The sequence below is a fragment of the Allosaccharopolyspora coralli genome, assembly GCF_009664835.1.
GTDB lineage: Bacteria > Actinomycetota > Actinomycetes > Mycobacteriales > Pseudonocardiaceae > Allosaccharopolyspora > Allosaccharopolyspora coralli.
The window spans coordinates 2,604,621-2,624,229 of sequence record NZ_CP045929.1; the positions used below are offsets into that span (position 1 = coordinate 2,604,621).

At 66.2% G+C, this 19,609-nt stretch carries 19 protein-coding genes; 6 read left to right on the forward strand and 13 right to left on the reverse strand.

What is annotated here, in order from left to right; genetic code table 11:
- Positions 1–304: 304 nt before the first annotated feature.
- The 3 genes from GIY23_RS12350 (at position 305) to GIY23_RS12360 (ending at position 3,198) form a co-directional block, all read left to right on the forward strand.
- On the forward strand, positions 305–1,597 hold the full coding sequence (locus tag GIY23_RS12350; protein ID WP_222850138.1) for an aminotransferase class V-fold PLP-dependent enzyme: 1,293 nt from the start codon (positions 305–307) through the stop codon (positions 1,595–1,597).
- A gap of 61 nt (positions 1,598–1,658) precedes the next feature.
- A complete protein-coding gene (locus GIY23_RS12355; protein WP_154076795.1) occupies positions 1,659–2,021 on the forward strand; it encodes a hypothetical protein in 363 nt (120 codons plus the stop codon).
- A 100-nt stretch (positions 2,022–2,121) separates the two neighbouring features.
- Positions 2,122–3,198 carry a flavin-containing monooxygenase gene (locus GIY23_RS12360; protein WP_154076796.1) on the forward strand — a complete coding sequence of 359 codons (1,077 nt, stop codon included), beginning with the start codon at positions 2,122–2,124 and terminating at the stop codon, positions 3,196–3,198.
- Positions 3,199–3,509: 311 nt separating this feature from the next.
- Here GIY23_RS12360 and GIY23_RS12365 read toward each other — a convergent pair whose 3' ends face one another.
- The 9 genes from GIY23_RS12365 to GIY23_RS12405 form a co-directional block, all read right to left on the reverse strand.
- Positions 3,510–4,220, reverse strand: coding sequence for a M23 family metallopeptidase (locus GIY23_RS12365; protein WP_228717728.1), 711 nt, complete (start codon positions 4,218–4,220; stop codon positions 3,510–3,512).
- A gap of 858 nt (positions 4,221–5,078) precedes the next feature.
- Entirely contained in the window at positions 5,079–6,503 is a 1,425-nt protein-coding gene (locus GIY23_RS12370) for an NADH-quinone oxidoreductase subunit N (RefSeq protein ID WP_154076797.1), read from the reverse strand.
- On the reverse strand, positions 6,500–8,005 hold the full coding sequence (locus GIY23_RS12375) for a complex I subunit 4 family protein (protein WP_154076798.1): 1,506 nt from the start codon (positions 8,003–8,005) through the stop codon (positions 6,500–6,502). The genes GIY23_RS12370 and GIY23_RS12375 overlap by 4 nt, the downstream gene beginning before the upstream one ends.
- Before the next feature lie 3 nt (positions 8,006–8,008).
- Positions 8,009–9,880 carry an NADH-quinone oxidoreductase subunit 5 family protein gene (locus GIY23_RS12380; RefSeq protein WP_154076799.1) on the reverse strand — a complete coding sequence of 624 codons (1,872 nt, stop codon included), beginning with the start codon at positions 9,878–9,880 and terminating at the stop codon, positions 8,009–8,011.
- Between the two features lie 3 nt (positions 9,881–9,883).
- Positions 9,884–10,189 (reverse strand): NADH-quinone oxidoreductase subunit NuoK, encoded by a 306-nt coding sequence (nuoK, locus tag GIY23_RS12385; RefSeq protein ID WP_154076800.1) that lies wholly within the window; start codon positions 10,187–10,189, stop codon positions 9,884–9,886.
- Positions 10,186–10,749: an NADH-quinone oxidoreductase subunit J gene (locus GIY23_RS12390; protein ID WP_154076801.1), complete on the reverse strand. Its 564-nt coding sequence runs from the start codon at positions 10,747–10,749 to the stop codon at positions 10,186–10,188. The genes nuoK and GIY23_RS12390 overlap by 4 nt, the downstream gene beginning before the upstream one ends.
- A 10-nt stretch (positions 10,750–10,759) precedes the next feature.
- Positions 10,760–11,683, reverse strand: a complete 924-nt coding sequence (locus GIY23_RS12395; protein WP_154076802.1) for a complex I subunit 1 family protein — start codon at positions 11,681–11,683, stop codon at positions 10,760–10,762.
- The gene (locus GIY23_RS23020) at positions 11,676–12,449 is read right to left on the reverse strand and encodes a hypothetical protein (RefSeq protein ID WP_228717253.1); all 774 of its coding nucleotides are present in this window, start codon (positions 12,447–12,449) and stop codon (positions 11,676–11,678) included. Before GIY23_RS23020 ends, GIY23_RS12395 begins: the two co-directional genes overlap by 8 nt.
- Positions 12,450–12,892: 443 nt before the next feature.
- A complete protein-coding gene (locus GIY23_RS12405) occupies positions 12,893–13,243 on the reverse strand; it encodes an NADH-quinone oxidoreductase subunit A (RefSeq protein WP_154076804.1) in 351 nt (116 codons plus the stop codon).
- 415 nt (positions 13,244–13,658) lie between these two features.
- On the opposite strand from GIY23_RS12405, the gene GIY23_RS12410 reads away from it, so the two are divergent.
- The 3 genes from GIY23_RS12410 to GIY23_RS12420 all read left to right on the forward strand — a co-directional run bounded on the left by GIY23_RS12410 (position 13,659) and on the right by GIY23_RS12420 (position 16,701).
- Positions 13,659–13,940 carry a metal-sensitive transcriptional regulator gene (locus GIY23_RS12410; protein ID WP_154076805.1) on the forward strand — a complete coding sequence of 94 codons (282 nt, stop codon included), beginning with the start codon at positions 13,659–13,661 and terminating at the stop codon, positions 13,938–13,940.
- 42 nt (positions 13,941–13,982) lie between these two features.
- The gene (locus tag GIY23_RS12415; protein ID WP_154076806.1) at positions 13,983–14,192 is read left to right on the forward strand and encodes a heavy-metal-associated domain-containing protein; all 210 of its coding nucleotides are present in this window, start codon (positions 13,983–13,985) and stop codon (positions 14,190–14,192) included.
- 181 nt (positions 14,193–14,373) lie between these two features.
- The gene (locus GIY23_RS12420) at positions 14,374–16,701 is read left to right on the forward strand and encodes a heavy metal translocating P-type ATPase (RefSeq protein WP_154076807.1); all 2,328 of its coding nucleotides are present in this window, start codon (positions 14,374–14,376) and stop codon (positions 16,699–16,701) included.
- Between the two features lie 344 nt (positions 16,702–17,045).
- Here the strand turns inward: GIY23_RS12420 and GIY23_RS12425 are convergent, their stop codons facing one another.
- The 4 genes from GIY23_RS12425 to GIY23_RS12440 form a co-directional block, all read right to left on the reverse strand.
- The gene (locus GIY23_RS12425) at positions 17,046–17,516 is read right to left on the reverse strand and encodes a DUF305 domain-containing protein (RefSeq protein WP_323844909.1); all 471 of its coding nucleotides are present in this window, start codon (positions 17,514–17,516) and stop codon (positions 17,046–17,048) included.
- A 247-nt stretch (positions 17,517–17,763) separates the two neighbouring features.
- On the reverse strand, positions 17,764–18,195 hold the full coding sequence (locus GIY23_RS12430) for a hypothetical protein (RefSeq protein ID WP_154076809.1): 432 nt from the start codon (positions 18,193–18,195) through the stop codon (positions 17,764–17,766).
- An 86-nt stretch (positions 18,196–18,281) separates the two neighbouring features.
- Positions 18,282–19,187, reverse strand: a complete 906-nt coding sequence (locus GIY23_RS12435) for an IS3 family transposase (RefSeq protein ID WP_222850139.1) — start codon at positions 19,185–19,187, stop codon at positions 18,282–18,284.
- Between the two features lie 2 nt (positions 19,188–19,189).
- Positions 19,190–19,507 carry a transposase gene (locus tag GIY23_RS12440; protein WP_154076811.1) on the reverse strand — a complete coding sequence of 106 codons (318 nt, stop codon included), beginning with the start codon at positions 19,505–19,507 and terminating at the stop codon, positions 19,190–19,192.
- Positions 19,508–19,609: the final 102 nt, after the last annotated feature.

The following is a 19,609-nucleotide window of genomic DNA, read 5'->3' on the forward strand; positions in this document are numbered from 1 at the left end:
TTCCGCTCCGCCGCAGACAACTCATCCACCACAAGAGAGAGCTTGACAGCAGGTCAGCCAAGATCCAAACTGTTCAGACCCTTAGTAACAGTTCCACTAAGGTCCGGTCATTGGTAGCCTGTCTCGTGGATGAACGAACTAATCTATGGCATAGTTTTCACGTCGTCATCCGTCCTTTGCATTTATCCGAGGTGACCCGGCTAGCGGCGACGCTTTTCGCGTCATCAAGGTTGGGAAGTTCTTGTCGCTCATCCACTGACTCTATCGAACCGGAGGGTCCCCGATGGTCCTATCTCGCCGCAGCATGGTCGCCAGCCTCGGTGCTCTGGCCCCGGCGCTCACCGCGGCACGCGCGCAAGCCAGCCCACCTGCGCTGCGGACGCCTAACCCACCAGACGGAAAAAGCCCCACCGAGGTTGCACGGGACGAGCCATACTGGCGCAAGATCGCGGCCCAGTACACCGTCAGCGACGAGTTCGTCAACCTCGAGCACGGCTACTACGGAATCATGTCCGATCCCGTTCGTCGCACGTTCCACGACAACATAGACCGACTGAACGAGCAGAATTCGCACCTTCTCAGGGGCGCGTATAAGAAAGAATCAGAAGCAATCAGGCAGGAGGTCGCGACTCAGCTCGGTGCGCGTACTGAAGAGATCGCTCTGACACAAAGTGGCACCGAAGCCCTCCAGAACTTGATTAGTGGGTACCACGATCTTGGCCCTGGCGATGCGGTTATGTATGCCGATCTCGACTACCCGGACATGACCGATACCATGGACTGGCTAGGTGACCGCCGAGGCGTCGACGTTGTCACTTTCTCGATCCCTGAACCCGCCACGCGGCAAGCTGTTCTCGATACCTATGCGTCTGCTTTTCGTGATCACCCGCGGGTCAAGCTTCTGCTGCTCAGTCACGTGAACAACCGTACCGGCTTGGCCACACCAGTCCGCGAGATCGTCGCCATGGCTCGGGAGCACGAGATTGATGTCATCGTTGACGCCGCGCACTCGTGGGGCCAGCTGAATTTCACGATTGACGAGTTGGGCGCTGACTTCGTGGGCTTCTCCTTGCACAAATGGATAGGCGCTCCACTGGGTACCGGGTTCCTGTACATTCGCCAGAACAGGCTTAGCGCCATCGATGTAACTTACGCCGATGAATCACATCCGCCGAGCGATATCCGGTCCAGAGTGGTGTCGGGAACCCGTGACGTCGCGTGTGTCCTGTCGGTACCTTCCGCGCTTGACTTTCACAATTCGATCGGCATCGAAAACAAGCAGGCCCGACTGCAATACCTACGCGATCGCTGGGTCAATGCGGTGAAAGACGTCGACAATATCGAGATCCTCACTCCGGACGAGCCCTCTATGTACGGGGCCATCACAAGTTTCCGAGTCACCGGCCGCACAACCGAGGAGGACAACGCTGCGATCGCAAAGTACCTTTTCGATCGCTACCGGGTCTTCACGGTGGAGCGGGATGGACCGGTGAAGGGCAGTTGCGTCCGTGTCACTCCCGCGCTGTTCACGCCACTCGAACACGTCGACCGACTGGCACTGGCCCTGCGAGATGTCGCCGCACGTTTTCGAGTCTGATGAGGCGTACAGATCGATCCAGAGGTAGACGGCCCACTGGTGGTTGACGTAGTCGCCAGTGGTGGACCGCTTTTCGGTTGAGCCGCTTCGCAAGGACCAGTACAAGCCAGTGTCCGGTGACCAGCTCGTCGGACAGGGCTTTGCCCAGGAAGCGGGAGAACGATCGCGGCTCCCTCACACCTCGATGTGGGCGCCTTCCGCTCGGATCTGCGCGGACTCTGGCAGCGGCGTGATCTACGGCAAAACAGCCAACTCACCGGCCCCGCCCGCAAGTCCGCTGAAGTCTCCACGCTGGCCGTGCGCCTGGCTCCAGCCGGCATTGGCGCACGTCAACACCCTGCTGTTCTGGTCCAACATCGATCCCTACGGACTCTTCGGCCTGGATATGAACAAGCGCCTCGACCTTCCGAGCTCGTCTCGCTGAGCCGTTTGCTTGCGAGACACAACGGCCTGATGTTCGGCTGGGCGTGGCCGGTTCGACACCACCGGTAGTGGTGCAGATTTGGGTTGCCTAGTATGAATCGATGGCTGATCCCGACGCCGCGAGCCAGCGGTATGACGTTGTGGTGGTTGGTGCCGGGCAGGCCGGTCTGGCGCTGGGTTATCAGCTGCGTGCGGCGGGGCTGCGGTTCGTACTCGTTGAAGCTGGTGACCGTATTGGCCGCACGTGGGCTTCGCGGTGGGATTCGCTGCGTCTGTTCACTCCGGCGCAGTACTGCTCGCTGCCGGAAACTCCGTTTCCCGCCCCGCCGGATACCTATCCGGCTAAGGATCAGGTCGCGGATTATCTGGCCGAGTACGCGCGCCGCCACGAGTTACCGGTTCGGCTTAACACCAGGGTGCAGCGTGTCGTCGCTGACGACAAAGTCGCCGGTTATGTACTCGAAACCGAGGCAGGGCGGTTACATGCCCACCAGGTTGTCCTGGCGACTGGCCCGTTCCAGGTGCCGTACATCCCATCTGTGGCCTCCGGCTTGGACGCGAGGGTGACCCAGCTGCACAGCTGCCAGTATCAGAGCCCAACTGCCTTGCCAGCAGGGCGGATTCTCGTCGTCGGCGGGGGCAACTCCGGATATCAAATCGCCGCCGAACTCGCAGCCACTCATCCAGTCGACCTGGCGGTGGGCAGGCATAACGTATCGGTGCCGCAGCGGCCATTGGGCCGCGATATCTTCTGGTGGCAGGTCGTCACCCGGCTGATCAACGTCAAGGCCGACTCCGGGCTGGGACGGCGTATGCGCGAAAACGACCAGACCGTCATCGGGATCTCTCCCAAGCAGCTACGCGAGCTTGAGGTGACCTTTCGCCCACGGGTCGTTGCTGCCACTGGCCGCACGGTGCAGTTCGCTGATGACACGTCGCTCGATGTCGACACCGTGCTCTGGGCGACCGGGTTCTGGCAGGACCACTCGTGGGTCGACATCCCTGCCGCCAAGGACGACGCCACAGGCCGGTTACGCCACCAGCGTGGCGTGACACCGGCACCTGGCCTGTACGTGCTCGGGCTGCCGTGGCTGCACACTACCGGTTCGGCGCTGCTCGGCTTCGTCAAGAACGACGCCGCTTACCTCGCCGACCAGATCACCGCACGCACGCGTTAATCAAAGACGCTCCGCCACGCACCGCTCACGCAGCGTCCCGTGCGAACTGGCGACACCCTCGTCGTGCCCAATGGCCCTGTACTTCCGAAGCTGTCCTGATCCGCAAGGGAGCCGAGGGGCGACTGGTCACTGCCGAGACGCCCGGAAATGATCACCACGCCGTTGTCGACAGTGCCCAACAGCTTCTTCTTCACGGCTATGGAGTCAGCTACCCGACCATCCAGGTCGAACCCGCCGCCCATCACCATTGCTCGGAAGCCGAATGGTGAGCTCAGCCACCGACGGCCGACCGTGAGCCTCGCGTAGCTGTCCTACCGTGACGGACTTGCCCCGTTTCTCTGCAACCAGGCCAGCGGATTGACCTTGCGACTATCGCCGTCCCACACCTCGAAGTGCAGGTGCGGGCCGGTCGATTGGCCGCGGTTGCCCACTTCCGCGATGGTGTCGCCGGCTTCGACGCGCTCGCCTTCGCTCACCAGCGCTTGGTTGATGTGGCCATAGACAGTGATCGTGCCATCCTCGTGCTGAACTCGGACCCACAAACCGAAGCCGCTAGCAGGACCGGCCTCGATAACGACGCCACGCTTGACCGCCTGGATCGGCGTCCCGATGCTGTTCGCGATATCGAGACCGTAGTGGGTCGTACCCCACCGGGAACCCGGCTTCGACGTCACCAGCCCTTCGACCGGCCACACCACTCGATTGCGCCGGGCTTCCCGCTCCTCAGCTTCCCGCCGGGCCGCTTCGGCGTCTGCCGCCGCTCGCTGTTCCTTGATCCGCACACTCTTGTTGAGCTCGACAAGCTCCGGTGACGCATTTCCACCAGTTGCGGTCTCTGCAGGCAGCAGCCTCGACCGGGCTGATTCCGCGCCCGCTTGGCTTTGCTGGTCGAACGCGATGTGGCTTATGGATGCGACGAGTGTCACGCTCTCCTTGTCGAGAGTGTCGGGATGCTCCGCTTGCGCTTCGTGGCTCGTCGCCAGGCCCGCAGCAGTCGCTGCTCCGCCCACCACGGCCAGCATCGTCACGTAAGCCCCCGCAGTACTGGACGGCCGGACCGGCCTTCGCCGACTCTCGATCAACTTCGGCGGTTGATCCGCCGTCCGGTCACTGGAGCGACCCATAGTCATGCTGGACATTGAGTTGGCATGATTCTGCTGGTGGGGTCTCACGTATGGCCTTCCGGAGGGAACGTGCGGAGGAGCTGCAGAGCCAGGCGCCGCCACTGCAACGCAACGGATTCCGGGCACCCAGATCCCACACCGAGCGGCCACTGCGCTGCCTTTGCTCGCTGGTCCCCCCGGACGCCGAATGACCCGTCGCTTCGCCGCGGACGTCGCCCACACGACAGCGCTGGTGACCGCGAGCCCTGCACGCAAGTACCCTGTTCTGCTGCTATCGCGGATGCTGCGCGGGCGTCCGAATGGTTACCTTTTGTCACATAACCGGCCTGCTCTAGTGGCATGGGTCACTCCAACGGCCCCCGAACCGTTACCGACAGCGACCCATGAAGGTCGCGGCAAGGCTACGACAACGCCAACCACTTGTCTACGATCCCCCCTAGTTTCCCTATGCCGTCCACTATGGACCGCGACTCAACAAGCAGACCCCTAGATGTTGCGTCTAGGGGCGGACTGTTGCTGCGCCCCCGAGTCGACCTAGCACGCCGCAAGGTTGACCGAACGCGGGATCAACCAACCGCATCAACCGATTCGCCATGAGACACACCTGACCACACACGGCGATCGGCATCCGGCGGCGTCCCGGATACTCGCCCTAGATAAGCAGGACATTCTCGATCGGGGTGCCGGAAGTCTGGTCGGCGGCCGTTGCTTCCTGCGGTGTTGAGGTTCCGAATCCGACCGAGCGTGCAGTTTCCGCTACGGCAGCAACGAGCCGGAGATCAGGGGGAGTACGAGGCCCCCTGCGACTCCGAGGGCGAGGGAGGCGATTCCGGCCGTGTAGGCACCGAGCGCGGCGAACCGTCCGGCCGGAACCAACGCGTTCTGCTCCCGGTCGGGAGCGGCGAGGAAGGTGGAGGCGATCCAGCGAAGGTAGTAAAAGAGGCTCGCGACGGTGTTCACCACCGCAATGACCGCCAGCCACGTCAGGTCGCCGTCAATCGATGCAGCGAAGACTTCGAGTTTGCCGAGGAACACTGCGGTGGGCGGGGTTCCGACCAGGCCGAGCAGGCAGACGATCAGGACCGCCGCCAGTCCCGGATGTCGCCGGGCGAGACCGCGGTAGTCGGTGATCCGGAGCGCGTGTGGCAGTTCTGCGACGACGGCGAAGGCGCCCAGGTTGGTCACGGCGTAGGCGGCCAAGTAGAACAGCAGCGCGGGCAGCGCGAGATCGCTGCGGGTGGCGACCGCGACGGCCATGAGGACGTAGCCGACTTGGCTGATCGTGGAGTAGGCCAGCAGGCGGCGGACGTTGTCCTGGAAGAACGCGGCAAGATTGCCCAGTGTCATGGACGGGGTCGCCAGGATCGCGATCAGCAGTGGCCAGTCGAGGCTGACCGCGGGCAGTGCCTCGGCGACGAGCCGGTAGGCGGCGGCGAGGGCACCGATCTTGGGCACTGTGGTGACGAACGCGGCGACCGGTGTCGTGGCACCTTCGGTGACGTCGGGGACCCAGAAGTGCGCGGGCACCCCGCCGATCTTGAACAGCAGCCCCGCGAGGACGGCGAGCACGCCAATGGCGACCGCGGCGTGCGAGGCGCCAGGCAGCGTGCGGGCCAGCGTGGCGTAGTCCGTGGCCCCGCCGGCGCCGTAGAGGACGGTGACGCCGGTGAGCATGAAGACCCCGAACAAGGCCCCCATAAGGTAGTACTTCAGCGATGCCTCGGTGCCCCGCGCGTTCTTGGCGAACCCGGCGAGCGCGTACAGCGGCAGGGAGGCGAGCAGGTAGGCCGCGACGAGCAGCAGCAGGTCGAGTGCGCCGACGAGCATGATCGTGCCGAGTGCGCCGAGTTGCACGAGGACGTAGAACTCGGTTTCCCGGTGATGGGAGTCGACTGTGTCGATCGACAGGCACAGCACCAGCAGCGTGGCGGCCAGCACGATGAACCGGACCGCGTTGGTCGCCGTGTCCACGGCGAAACTGCCACCGAACACCGTCTCGGGGACTGCGCGCATCGCGACGGCGGTGGCAGCCAGGCCGACGGCACAGGCGATGGTCGCGAGCACGCGCACCCACCATTGCCGGTGCCGTGGCAGCCAGGAGCCCAGCAACAGTCCGAGCACGGCTCCGGCGACCAGCGCGAGTTCGGGGATCAGCGCGGCGGGGTTTTCGTTCATGTTCATCGGCTGACCAGTCCGATCAGCGTCGTCGAGGCGGGTTCGATCACCTCGAGCAGGAAGCGTGGCAGCACACCGATGACGATGGCCAGTCCCAGCAGTGGCAGGATCGCGGTGGCCTCGCTGGGACGCAGGTCGGTGAACCCGCTGGCCGCACCGGGAGCATCGGGTACCTGGAGTTCTCCGAGGAAAACTCGATGCAGGACCCGCAGGAACAGTCCGGCTGTGATCAGGATGCCCAGCAGCGCCAGTGCGGTGGCCACGGTGGCTGAGGCGAGGCTTCCGGTGAAGATCTGGAACTCGGCGATGAACCCGGAGAATCCGGGCAGGCCGAAGGAGGCGAAGGCGACCAGCGCCGTGGTCCCCGCGAAGACCGGCGCCGGACCGGCCAACCCGGAGTAGGCGCCCATGTCGTAGGTGCGGCGCCGGTCGTAGAAGATCCCGGCGAGCAGGAACAGCGCGGCGGTGAGCAGGCCGTGGCTGACCATCTGAGTCACCGCCCCGGTCACGGCCAACGAACGCGCTTGCGCATCACTACCGGCGAGGATGCCCGCGGCGCCGACGGCGAGGACGATGTAGCCCATGTGGCTGACCGAGGTGTAGGCGACCATCCGTTTGAAGTCCTCCTGGGCCAACGCCACGAGCGCGCTGTAAAGCACCGAGACGACACCGATGATGACGATGACGACCGCGTAGTGGCGCCATGTGTCGGGAAGCAGTGGCATCGCGATGCGGACGAAGCCGTAGGTGCCCATCTTCAGCAGAACCCCGGCCAGGATCGCCGATCCGGCGGCTGGGGCGTCGGTGTGCGCGGGCGGCAACCAGGTGTGGAACGGCACGGTCGGGGTCTTGACCGCGAGTCCGACGCCGATCGCGAGCAGCACCAGCGCACCGTAGGAGCCGCTGCCCGCCAGCGGGTTCGCCCGGGCGAGTTCGACGATGTCGAACGTGTGGGGCTCGGCAGCCAGGTACAGCCCGATGAACCCAAGTAGCAACGCCAGTGAGCCGATGAAGGTGTAGAGGAAGAACTTCAGCGCCGACTGGCGTGCGTTCCCGTGTCCCCACCCTGCGATCACGAAGTACATGCCCACAATGGACAGATCGAAGTAGACGAAGAACAGGATCAAATCGAGTGCGGTGAACAGCCCCAGGCTCACGGTCTGCAGGAACAGGAACAGCAGCACGAAGCTCTTGATTCGCTGCGTGTTCGGCAGCGAGTAGACCGCGCAAGCGAGGAACAGCAGCGCGGTCATCGCGACCAGCGGCAGCGAAAGACCGTCGAGACCGATGTGGTAGCCGACTCCGGCGCTGGGTATCCACCGCAGGTTCTGCTCATACGCCAGTCCGGTTCCGGCGTCATAGCCGATCCAGGCCGCCACGACCAGGGCGAAATCGGCTGCCGTGATCGCGATCCAGCTCCACACGAACACGCGACGTCCTGCCGATGTCGGCACCGCGACCAGGGCGACCGCAGCGGCCAGCGGGAGGAAGACGATCAGTGACAGCACGGGCTACCTCACGAGAATGATCAACAGGGCAAGTACGGCCAGCACTGCGACGGCTTGGGCGTAGTACTGGTGCAGCTGCCCCGTTTGCGGGCGACGGGCGAGCGTTCCGAGCCACCCGGCACCGCGGGCCAGGCCGTGCACGAGACCGTCGACAGGGATTTCGGTGCGCCGGTCGGCCAGCTTGGCCAGCCGCAGACCCAGTGCGGGCACGGCCATCACCGCCCGGTCGAGGATTCGATCGTCGAAGGCCGCAAGGGCGCGAGCGAGCGCCATCGTCGGTCGCACGACGAGCACCGTGGCGGCGCGCTCGAACCCGAACCACGCTGCGAGCCACCGCCGTGCGGCTGCGCCGACTGGCACCGGCCGGTCTCCCCACCACCAGGCGAGCGCTGACGCACCGACGGCGAGCATCGCCGACAGCGCAAGCTCCCACGCCATGGGTGTGGCGCCAGGTCCGGCACCGAGCAGTCCTCGCACGCTGTCGCCCACTGCGGGGATGCCGAGCACACCTAGTACCGCCGCCAATCCGGCCAGAACGGCCAGTATCGGCCAGGCAAACGTAGACACCGCGCGGGCGCCGGGCTGCTCGGTGTCCCAACCGGTCTCGGCACCGGGAGGTTCCGGCTGCCAGACGAACCAGATCGCTTTGATGCTGTACACGGCGGAGACCACCGCGGCGGCCAGTCCGACCACGTACAGGACGGGCGCGCGTTCCACCGCCGCGGCCAGCACTGCATCCTTGGTCACCCACAACGACAGCGGGGGCAGCCCGGCCAGCGACGCGGCGGCGACGGTGAAGGTCACGCCCACCACCGGGTAGCGCCGCGCGGCACCCCGCAAGGAGGGCAGTGCCTTCGTACCGAGCGCGGTCAACCACGCCCCGGCCGCCAGGAACAGCGCCGACTTCGTCGCCGCGTGCGCGACCAGCTGCATCGTGCCCGCGGTGATTCCACCGATACCCGCGGCGAGCACCATGAACCCGATCTGCGCACAGGTCGAGGCGGCGAGCAGCTGCTTGAGGTCGTTTTGGGCGACCGCAACCAGGCCGAGCACCAGCGCGGTGCCCGCACCGAACCAGGCCACCAGAGGCCCACCCCAGCCCGAGACCGCCAGCAACGGGTGCAGCCGCAGCAGCAGATACGCGCCAGCGGCGACCATGGTCGCCGAGTGCAGCAACGCCGAGACCGGGCTCGGGCCCTCCATGGCGCGCGAGAGCCAGAAGTGGAACGGCACCTGCGCCGACTTGCCCAGCGCGGCCAGCACGATGCCCACGGTGAGCACGGTCAGCCACGGAGACGTCGCCGCAGGAAGCTCCGCGAGCGCGAGCGTGCCGACACCGCCGGCAACCGCCGCCCCGGCCGCGAGGTAGAGGCCGAGATCCGCAGCCCGGGTGGTCAGAAACGCCACGTTGGCCGCGTGCACCCGGCGAGGCTCGCGCCACCAGAACCCGATCAGCGCCCAGCTCGTCGCACCCATGACCTCCCAGCCCATGAGCAGCAGGGCGAGTCCGGTGGCGGTGACCGTGACGAGCATGGCTCCGGCGAACAGCAACATCAGCCCGGTAAACCGAGCCCGCGACTCGTCCGGACCGAACTCGCCCGCAGCGAAAACCAGCACCGCCAAGGTCACCACCGCGACCGTGACCACCAGGACCGCAGAGAGCCCGTCCACCGCCACGCCCGCGTCAATCCCCCGCAGGAACCCCGCGGTCGCGACCGGGCGCACCACCGATGCCAGCACGGCCAGCACGACCGTGAGCCCGGCGGCGGCGATCCCGACCACCGCCGCGATCCGATCGCCTCGTCTCCCGGTGCACGCCAGCACCGCCCCGGTGCCCAGCGGGACCGCGATCAGCAGCCATGCGAGCGCGCCCATCGGCTACTCCTTGAGATCCGCGGCCATGTCGGTCATATCCACATCCCGAGCGCGGAAAATCGCCGTCACCACGGCGAAACCGACCGCCATCTCCACCGCCATCGCGGTGATCACCACAATGATCAGCACCTGACCGTCCGCATTGGACGGAGCAACGTAGTGCCAGAACGCCGCCGCCGCGACGATAACGCCGTTGAGCATCAGCTCCAAGCCCATCATCAGCATCACGATCGACTGCTGCGACAGCGCACCGAACAGACCGATGGCGAACAGCCCGGCACCGAGCAACAGGAACACCTCCAGACTCATCGACCGATCCCCCCGCCCACCGGATCGTCGGCCCGCGTGGCGCGCAGGTCGTCCCCGAGCCGGTCGTAGCGTCCCCGGTGGGTGGCGAGCACGACGGTGGCCACGATTGTGGCGAACAGCGCCACCCCGAGGGTCATCATGGTCAGCATGTGCGGGCCCATCAGTGCTTGTCCGAGTGCGAACGTCGGGTCCGGCGGCGGTGCCCCGGTGCGCTGTGGCCAGTCGACGAGGACGATGCCCGCCGCGAGCGCCACGAAGGTGCCCACCGACAGCGCCATGGCTCCGGTCTTGTTGTGATACATCGCCATCGGCATCAGCCCGGCGGGATTCATCATGTACATGATCATGAACACGACCATGATCACCATTTCCATGACCATCATCAGCACGATCACCACACCGAGGTAGGCCAGCCCCAGCAGGATCACTTCGGCGGCGACGAACACGAATGAGGCCAGTAGCGCGAAGGTCACCCGGGCCATCGAGTCCAACCAGAACACCAGGAACCCGGATACCAGGGCGCCGACCGCGAACAGCCAGAACAAGGCGACCGTCACCACGCACTCCTCCTCACCGGATCAACACGACCAACGCGACGACCAACGCCTGCAGAATCGTCAGCGGGATCAGCACCACCCAGGCAAGCTCGGCGAACCGCTCCATCCGCACCGTGGGAAACCGGCGACCAAACCACACGACCACGCCCAACACCGCGGCCGTCTTGAGCACCGTCCACACCCAGCCCGGCAGCCATGGACCACTGCCTCCTCCGAGGAACAGCGGCACCGACATCGCCACCGCGACCACCAGCAGCAACCACCGCCCGCCGAGGAACACCAGCCGGTCCACCCCGGACAACTCCCCCGCCGCTCCCCCGGCGAGATCCCGTCCCAGCGGCGCGTCGAACGGGCCCCAGAACGCCATCGCCATCGCACTGAGCAGGTAGACGACGAAAGCGACCGGCATCCACACCACGAACCACAAACCGGACTGAGCCTCGACGATCCCGCCCACCCGCAACGTGCCCGCCGCAGTGGCTGCCGTGATCAGCGCGAACATGTGCGGCAACTCGTAGGCCAACCCCTGGGCCACGAACCGGTAACCACCGACCAGGGACAGCGCCGCATTCGGGCCCCAGCCGGCCATCCACACCGCCGCCCACGCCAGGATCTCCATCGCGTTGAACCACACGACCCCGACCGCGAGATCCGCCACGGCCACCCCGCCCAGTGGCAACACCAGCCCGGCCAGCACCGCAAGGACCGGAACGAGGACCACACCGGTGCGCCACAGCACGACGTCGGCTGCCGTGGTCGCGCGCCGTTGCGTGATCAGCAGCCGCACCACCGCGCGCAGCGGCGCAATCACCGACACCGACACCGGCCGCCCAGCCGCACGCACGTGAAGGGCCGCGTCGAAGGCCACCGCCGCGAACGCGCCCACCCCCAGCAGCGCGGGCAGCACGACCACACTCCACACAGGAGCCTCACCCATCAGCCGCCTCCACAACCGCGTGGTCGAGCTCGGCGAGGTCGGGGTCCAAGCTGGCCACGATCAACCTGGCCCCGGCCAGCTCGGCCCCCTCGACCAGTTCAGGAAGCACCTCCAGCAGCGCCGCCGACCCGCCAGCAGCGCCTACTCGGCCTCGTGGCCCGGCATCGAGGACAGCCCATGGCGCTGTGTCGTCGATGCCGAGCACCGATTGCTCGACCTCGTCCAGCCATGCCTGCCACCGCGCGCGCACATCACCCCCAGCACGACACGCCATCAGCGCAGGCCCAGTCACTCCGGCGGCCTCGGCCACTGCTGCCGGGAGGATGCCGAGCCCGTCGGTGAGCCACCGCAGTGTCCGAGACCGGCGCAGCCGCCGAGCCAACCGATGCACCTGACGAGCGGTCACCTCGGTAGGCGAGCCCGCGAGAACCTCGTCGCGGGTTCGTCGCGCACGCAGCGCCGCGTCCTCCCAGCCCGCTACGGCGAGCAATCTGGCGAGGCTGTCCAGGTGCGCCGCCACGCGGCGCCGAGCGGCCTCGCCTACGGTGACGGACTCGCCTGCCGCCGCCCGACGCCACGGCTCGTTCCAGAAGTCCGCCACGTAGCCGTGTTCACGAACCACCTCGACACGAGCTTCCTGAAGCACGTCGCCCTGCAGCGTGGTGTGCAGCACCAGACCAGCGGGCCAGTCCGGCAACACCGGGCCGAGCGGGACATGGAGCTGATCGAGCATGAGCCCGTCCCGGTCCGGCCCACGATCAGCCATCGGCACACCCCCCGGCATGTCCATACCGCCGCCACCGTGCTCGTGCCCCTGAGACTGGTCACCGGAGTGACCCTGCTCTGTGTGACCCCCACCTGCCCGCGCACGCTGACTCGGACCTTCACCTCCGGGGCGAATTCGCTCGCCCTCATCAGCTAAGAGACCCACCGCCCGTTCCAACGCAGCCGCGGCATCGTCGGCGTCCTTGACGTGCGCGCGAGCCCGTGGACGCGGGACCTGGTCCCACAACTGATCGGCAAAGCTCGTCCACTGCGGCCCCGCGGGCCCGACGACGGCCAGAACATCAGCATCGGCCGGACCAAGAGCCTCCACCCACCCCCACTGGCGCAGCAGCTGCTCGACCGCCATCCGCGCAGCCGTCCCCCCGGGGACCTCAGCAATCAGCACATGAGGCATCCCTGCCGAAAAACGCCGCAAGGCGGCGCTTATGCCCATCGCAGCGCTCCCTCCCGCCACGCATAGGCCACACCGGCCAGCAAAATCCCCAGGAACACGAACATCTCGACGACCGCACTCGTCCCCACCGAGGAGACGACGAGAGTCCACGGATACATGAACAACATTTCCATCTCGAACGCCAGGTAGACCATCGTCAGCACATACCACCGCACGTGAAAGCGCGAAAAGGCGTGCTCGGATGGTGCATTGCCGGACAGGAACGGCACCGTGACCGCGCTGCCGGGCGCCACCTGCACAAGCCAGGCGACCCCGTACACGACCCCGACCACCCCCACGGCGACGACAAGCAGCAGCAGGGCCGCCACGAATCCGCTCATGATCCACACCGGAGGAACAGCGCCGAGACCACAAACACTGCAGCTCGCCCTTCTGAGGCCAGCGCGTGACCCATCTCTACCTCCCTGGTCGAGATCACGAGTCTTCCTAGCGTGACTGACTACCCGCCAGAACGCGCGCTCACGCCGCCCAGCACAGAGACCTGGTCGAGGGCACCAGGTAGCCAACCCGGCTCCAGGGCCGATCCACTGATCTGACCTGATGTCGATCACCAACGGACCGATGACCAGCAGGGTAAGGGAATGTGCACAGATGGAGGCCCGTCAATCGCCGATTGGAATACCCTTAGGGGGTATGGGTGTTAGGGTGAGTGTTGGCTCCGGCCGATGCGACCCACCTAGCCCCAGGCAAGACAAGCCTTGATCCACCCACGAAGAAAGCTGGGGGGACGACACGATGCACGGATACACCCACGACAAGGACAAGTACGCCAAGCGGCTACGCCGGATCGAAGGCCAGGTCCGCGGGCTGGCGAAGATGATCGAAGGCGATCAGGACTGCATCGACGTGCTCACACAGGTCAGCGCAACGACCAAAGCGCTGCAGTCGGTGGCGCTGGGCTTGATGGACGAGCACCTCAAGCACTGCGTCGCCGAAGCGCTCACCGAAGGCGGCGACGCCGCCGACGAAAAGGTCCGCGAAGCCAGCGACGCGATCGCTCGCCTGGTGCGCTCCTGATCACCCAGCAGAACACCGCGACAAACCACGAAGGGATGCTCCATGACCGAGACGACCTACACCGTGACCGGTATGACCTGCGAACACTGCGCCCGGTCGGTGACCGAAGAACTCAACGAGATCAACACCGTCTCCGACGTCGCAGTCGACGTGGACACCGGCGCAGTAACCGTGACCAGCGCTGAACCACTCAGCGACGCGGACGTGCGCGCCGCGGTCGAAGAAGCCGGCTACCAGCTAGCAGCCCAGTAGCGGACACCGCTGCTCGCCAGCCGTCGATTCCACTTCTGCCGTGCACACCTCCGCGTGCACCGGAGGCCACGGACCCGACTTCTGGACGAGCGACACAGGCCGGGGTACCGAAGGCGAGCTTTTCAGGGCTGGCCTCGTCAGTCCGGCACCGGCTGACCACGGACATGCACAGGAGGGCTCCATGAGTACCACCACTGATCGCTCCACCAGCTCGCCTAGCCAGGAGGTCGAGCTGGCCATTGGGGGCATGACCTGCGCCTCGTGCGCCGTCCGGGTCGAGAAGAAGCTGGGCAAGCTCGACGGAGTCACCGCCACGGTCAACTACGCGACCGAGAAGGCCAAGGTGACCTACCCGGAGGGCACGGACCCACAACAGCTCGTCGACCAGGTCGAAGCCGCTGGCTACACCGCCACATTCCCCCACCCCGCCGACGACGACGCAGCCGCCACGAACGAGGGCCAAGCCGACGACCCGACCAGGTCACTACGGGAACGGTTCATCATTTCCGCGGTGCTGTCGGTTCCTGTCATCGCTCTGGCGATGGTTCCTGTGTTGCAGTTCACCTACTGGCAGTGGATCTCGCTCACGCTGGCAGCTCCCGTCGTGGTGTGGGGCGCGTGGCCGTTCCACCGGGCAGCGTGGACGAATCTGCGTCACGGCGCGGCCACTATGGACACACTGATCTCGATGGGGACCCTGGCCGCGTTCGCCTGGTCGCTGTACGCGCTGCTGTTCGGCACGGCCGGAATGCCGGGAATGACGCACCCGTTCGAGCTGACCGTCCAATCGGGAAGCGGCGACGGGAACATTTACCTCGAAGTCGCCGCCGGGGTAACGACGTTCATCCTCGCCGGCCGGTACTTCGAAGCCCGGTCCAAGCGACGCGCCGGCGCGGCTCTGCGCGCCCTACTGGAACTCGGCGCCAAGGACGTCGCGGTCCTGCGCGACGGCCGCGAACAGCGCATCTCCACTGATCAGCTCGCGGTCGGGGACCACTTCGTTGTCCGCCCTGGCGAGAAGATCCCCACCGACGGCGTGATCGAGGTGGGCAGCTCCGCGGTTGATGCCAGCATGCTTACCGGCGAATCCATCCCCGTCGAGGTCGGCCAGGGTGACTCCGTGACCGGTGCGACGGTCAACGCCGGCGGGCGCCTTGTCGTGCGCGCCACCCGGGTCGGTTCGGACACCCAGCTGGCCCAGATGGCCAAGCTCGTCGAAGACGCACAGACCGGCAAGGCGGCCGTCCAGCGACTCGCCGACCGCATCTCCTCGGTCTTCGTCCCGATCGTGATCGCACTGGCCCTCGGTACGCTCGCGTTCTGGCTGTTCAGCGGCGCCGGTGCCGCGGCCGCGTTCACGGCCGCCGTCGCGGTGCTGATCATCGCCTGCCCCTGCGCACTCGGCCTGGCCACCCCGACCGCGCTACTCGTTGGCACGGGCCGGGGCGCCCAGATGGGCATCTTAATCAAGGGACCCGAGGTGCTGGAGTCCACCCGGCGCATCGACACGGTCGTGCTCGACAAGACCGGCACGGTCACCAGCGGGCAGATGTCGCTGATCGCGGTGCACGCCGCTGACGGCGTGGACGAAAGCGAAGCGCTCTGGTTGGCCGGTGCCGCCGAGCACGCCTCCGAACACCCGCTCGCGCGAGCGATCGCACGCGGTGCCGCCGATCGAGTCGGGCAACTCCCCGCTGTGGAGGAGTTCACCAACGTCGAAGGCCTCGGAGTGCAGGCAGTCGTCAGCGGCCACGCCGTCCTGGTCGGGCGACCCGCGCTGCTGGAACAGTGGAGCCAACCGCTCCCGGACGACCTCGCAGCCGCGCAGACCACCGCCGAGAATCAGGGTCACACAGCGGTCGTCGTGGCCTGGGACGGTCGAGCCTGCGCGGTTCTCGAAGTCGCCGACGCAGTGAAGCCGACCTCCGCCGAGGCCATCGCGCAACTGCGCACACTCGGCCTGCAACCGGTGCTGCTCACCGGAGACAACGACACAGTGGCCCGCACCGTGGCCACCGAGGTCGGTATCGACGAGGTCATCGCCGAGGTACTCCCCCAGGACAAGGTCGACGTGGTCACACGGTTGCAGCGGGAAGGTCGCGTGGTGGCGATGGTCGGCGACGGCATCAACGACGCCGCCGCACTGGCGCAGGCCGACCTCGGACTCGCCATGGGCACCGGCACCGACGTCGCCATCGAAGCCTCCGACCTCACCCTGGTCCGCGGCGACCTCCGTGCCGCGGTCGACGCGATCCGGCTCGCGCGACGCACTCTCGGCACGATCAAGGGCAATCTGTTCTGGGCTTTCGCCTACAACGTCGCTGCCCTGCCGCTGGCCGCCGCCGGACTGCTCAACCCCATGATCGCCGGGGCGGCAATGGGCTTCTCCAGCGTCTTCGTCGTCGCCAACAGCCTGCGCTTGCGCCGATTCCGCAGCACCATCACCGACACACCAGAAACGAGGACCAGCAGCGCCTCCCCTCAGTTGGTCACCACGACAGGCTCCTGACAAACACAAACGTGAGCGGACAGGGGCCGTGCTTCAAACATGGCTCGACCGCGTCGATACGGAGGACCCAGATGAGCCGTTCACCGCTGACATGGTCTCGGCAACGGCGTGTGCGCGGCTGGTTGTTGATCCTCGAGATCACCATTGGCTTGTGTTCCCGGGTACTGATGCCCAGTCTGCGCGCACAGGTCAATCGCACCAACGCTCTCGGTACGCTCAGCGCCGAACTCCGGGTCAGTCCACCCTCGCACTGCGGCAATAGGTAAGCGGTTCTCTTCATTCCCCACCGGACCGCGGCGTGACGGTGCCGCTCGCCTCATCGGCGAGTGGCACCGTCGGCCGTGTCAGCCTTGCTTCAGCAAGTCCTGCATGGTCGTGATCTCGGCCTGCTGACTACTGATGATCTGCTCAGCCATCCGTTGGGCTTCGGGGAACTGGCCTTGAGCCAGCTCGGTCTGAGCCATGCCGACCGCGCCCTCGTGGTGTTCGATCATCATCGTCAGGAACATGCGGTCGAACTCGGCACCCTTGGCCTGCCGGAGTTTCTGCATGTCCTCCGGAGCCATCATGCCCTGCATACCCTCGTGTTCCATGCCTGGCATCGAACCGTGGTCCATGCCAGGCATTTCGCTCTGCGGTGCCGGGGCTCCCCACCGTTGTAGCCAACCGGTCAGCATGTCGATCTCCGGTCCCTGGGCCGCCTCGATCTGGCGCGCGAGGTCCTTCACCTGCTCGGACTGCGCCCGCTCCGGTGCCAGTTGCGACATCTCGATCGCTTGAGTGTGGTGGGGCACCATGCCCTGCGCGAAGGCCACATCAGCCTCGTTGTGCTGGCCAGCGCTAGCAGGCGGCTGCGAAGCACTCGGCGGAGTGCCCTGATTCATACCGGACATGCCTTGGTCCGAGCCGCTACACCCAGCCAGCAGGGCCGCGGCTGCCACTGCGACCGAAGCACCCGCTACGCGAATACTGTTCATTTTGAAGTTCCTCCGTCGTGCGTGTTCATGGCCGTTCAATGTGAGGGCGCGTCCGCAACAGTCGTGCGTTGCGGGCGGCGGATGCTCACAGTCGAAGCACGCACAACACGGCGAGCCTGCGAGGAACAGGCAGCGGAGGTCGAGCGGGACCGATCCCCGTAGGCATCGACGATCGGTGCGAGGCAGTGTCGGGTCCGATCCACAGTGTCAGCCAGGCGAGCACGACAGCGGCGGCTCCCACCAGAACCGCCAGGCACAGGTGCAGTAGGCCGTGGCCCATGCCCGGCTCGTCGCTGCCTGCGGACACGAGAGACATGGCGATTGCCGCCGCGCCAACGTGGGTGGTGGGCAGGGGCTGGTTCGCGCCCTCGGAATGGTGTGCGGCGCTGACCGCAGACGGCATATCCGGTAGCGAGGACCCGTTGGCGTGCGTCATCGGCGCGTGGTGCATGGCCACCACAGCGAACGCAACTAACACCAGCAGCCACCACGGGCCGAACGCCGACCGGTCTCGCACACGCTCCATCCTAAGGCTCAGCCTCGTCCTTGTTGTGTTCGACGGGCACTGGGCGATGTCAATCCCCTTGAATCGTGGAGACGGTGTTATGCCACTTCGGATGTGACCTGGGGTGTTGCGGTGGCTCGTGCTTGTGCCATCTGGTGCTCGAACGGGATCGGGGCGATGCCGTCGTTCGCGCTGTGTCGGCGGGTGGTGTTGTAGAAGTCCGCGATCCAGGTCGCGATCTTCAGGCGTGCTTCGGCGCGGGTGGCGAAGTGGTGCCGGTGGACGAACTCGACCTTCACGGTGCTGTTGAACGCCTCGGCGGCGGCGTTGTCCAGCGCTGATCCGACCCGACCCATCGATCGCGTGATACCCAGCGCCCGGCAGGTCCTGCCGGTGGCCGCGGCGGTGTACTCGGATCCGCGATCAGAATGGAAGATCACCCCGTCGACATCGCCACCGCGGGTGGTGGCGGCCATCCGCAGGGAGGCTGTCACCAGCGCTGAGTCGTGGTGGGCCGACATCGCATAGCCCAGCATCCGCCGCGAGAACAGGTCCTCGGTCGTGGCGAGGTAGAGCGGTCCCTCATCGGTGTCGATCTGGGTGACGTCACCGCACCACAGCACATCCGGAGCCACGGCGGTGAACTTCCGGCGCACCAGATCCTTTGCCACGGGCCGTTTTCCGGACCGGGTCAACGACCGACGCCGCTTCACCGGGCGGCCGGCCAGGCCGAATTCGGACATCCGTGCCGCCACGGTGTTCTCCGAAACCTTCCAGCCGGCTTCCCGAAGATCATCGGTGACCCGAGGGCTGCCGTAGGTGCCGCCCGAGGCGGTGAACAGCGTCTGGATCTGCTCATCCAGCTGTGCGCGCCGCTGCTCACGCCGGGTGGGCTTACGGTTGATCCACTTGTAGAACCAGGACTGCGAGACTCCCAAGGCCCGGCAGGCGATCGCGTGCGGAACGCCGAAACCGGTCCTCTGGGATGCGATGAACTCCGCCACGATCACTGGTTCATCGCATCCTTGACCCACAGGACCACGGAGCGCTTGAGGACATCACGCTCCATCTCCAACTCCGTTTTCTCCTTGTCCCATGCGGCTTTCTCTGCCCGCAACCGCGTCAGCTCCGCGCGCTCGGCTTCATCCAGCTCACCCTGCTCCCTCTCGGCGCGGCCACGATCAGCCTTCACCCAGTTATGCAGCGTGTACGAGCTAACGCCCAACTCCCGCGCAACCTGCGCGACCGGCTTCCCGGTCTCCGCCACGATCCGCACCGCGCCCGCCCGGAACTCCGGATCGAACCGACGCCTCTTGTTTCCCACGACCTGATCATCTCTTCCAGTTCAGGTCTCCACGCTACGAGGGGAAGCACAGCGACGTCGCCAACGGCGCTCGGTTTCGTTCTCGGCCTGCTGGGGTGTCGA

Bases quoted from the DNA above. Each gene is read 5' to 3' on its own strand.
- GIY23_RS12365 (WP_228717728.1), bottom strand. From the start codon at position 4,220: ATGCTGGCCGTGGTGGGCGGAGCAGCGACTGCTGCGGGCCTGGCGACG.
- GIY23_RS12360 (WP_154076796.1), top strand. From the start codon at position 2,122: ATGGCTGATCCCGACGCCGCGAGCCAGCGGTATGACGTTGTGGTGGTT.
- nuoK (WP_154076800.1), bottom strand. From the start codon at position 10,189: ATGAGTCTGGAGGTGTTCCTGTTGCTCGGTGCCGGGCTGTTCGCCATC.
- GIY23_RS12410 (WP_154076805.1), top strand. From the start codon at position 13,659: ATGCACGGATACACCCACGACAAGGACAAGTACGCCAAGCGGCTACGC.
- GIY23_RS12380 (WP_154076799.1), bottom strand. From the start codon at position 9,880: ATGGGCGCGCTCGCATGGCTGCTGATCGCGGTCCCGCTGGGCACCGGG.
- GIY23_RS12405 (WP_154076804.1), bottom strand. From the start codon at position 13,243: ATGAGCGGATTCGTGGCGGCCCTGCTGCTGCTTGTCGTCGCCGTGGGG.
- GIY23_RS12350 (WP_222850138.1), top strand. From the start codon at position 305: ATGGTCGCCAGCCTCGGTGCTCTGGCCCCGGCGCTCACCGCGGCACGC.
- GIY23_RS12395 (WP_154076802.1), bottom strand. From the start codon at position 11,683: ATGGGTGAGGCTCCTGTGTGGAGTGTGGTCGTGCTGCCCGCGCTGCTG.
- GIY23_RS12370 (WP_154076797.1), bottom strand. From the start codon at position 6,503: ATGAACATGAACGAAAACCCCGCCGCGCTGATCCCCGAACTCGCGCTG.
- GIY23_RS12415 (WP_154076806.1), top strand. From the start codon at position 13,983: ATGACCGAGACGACCTACACCGTGACCGGTATGACCTGCGAACACTGC.
- GIY23_RS12420 (WP_154076807.1), top strand. From the start codon at position 14,374: ATGAGTACCACCACTGATCGCTCCACCAGCTCGCCTAGCCAGGAGGTC.
- GIY23_RS23020 (WP_228717253.1), bottom strand. From the start codon at position 12,449: ATGGCTGATCGTGGGCCGGACCGGGACGGGCTCATGCTCGATCAGCTC.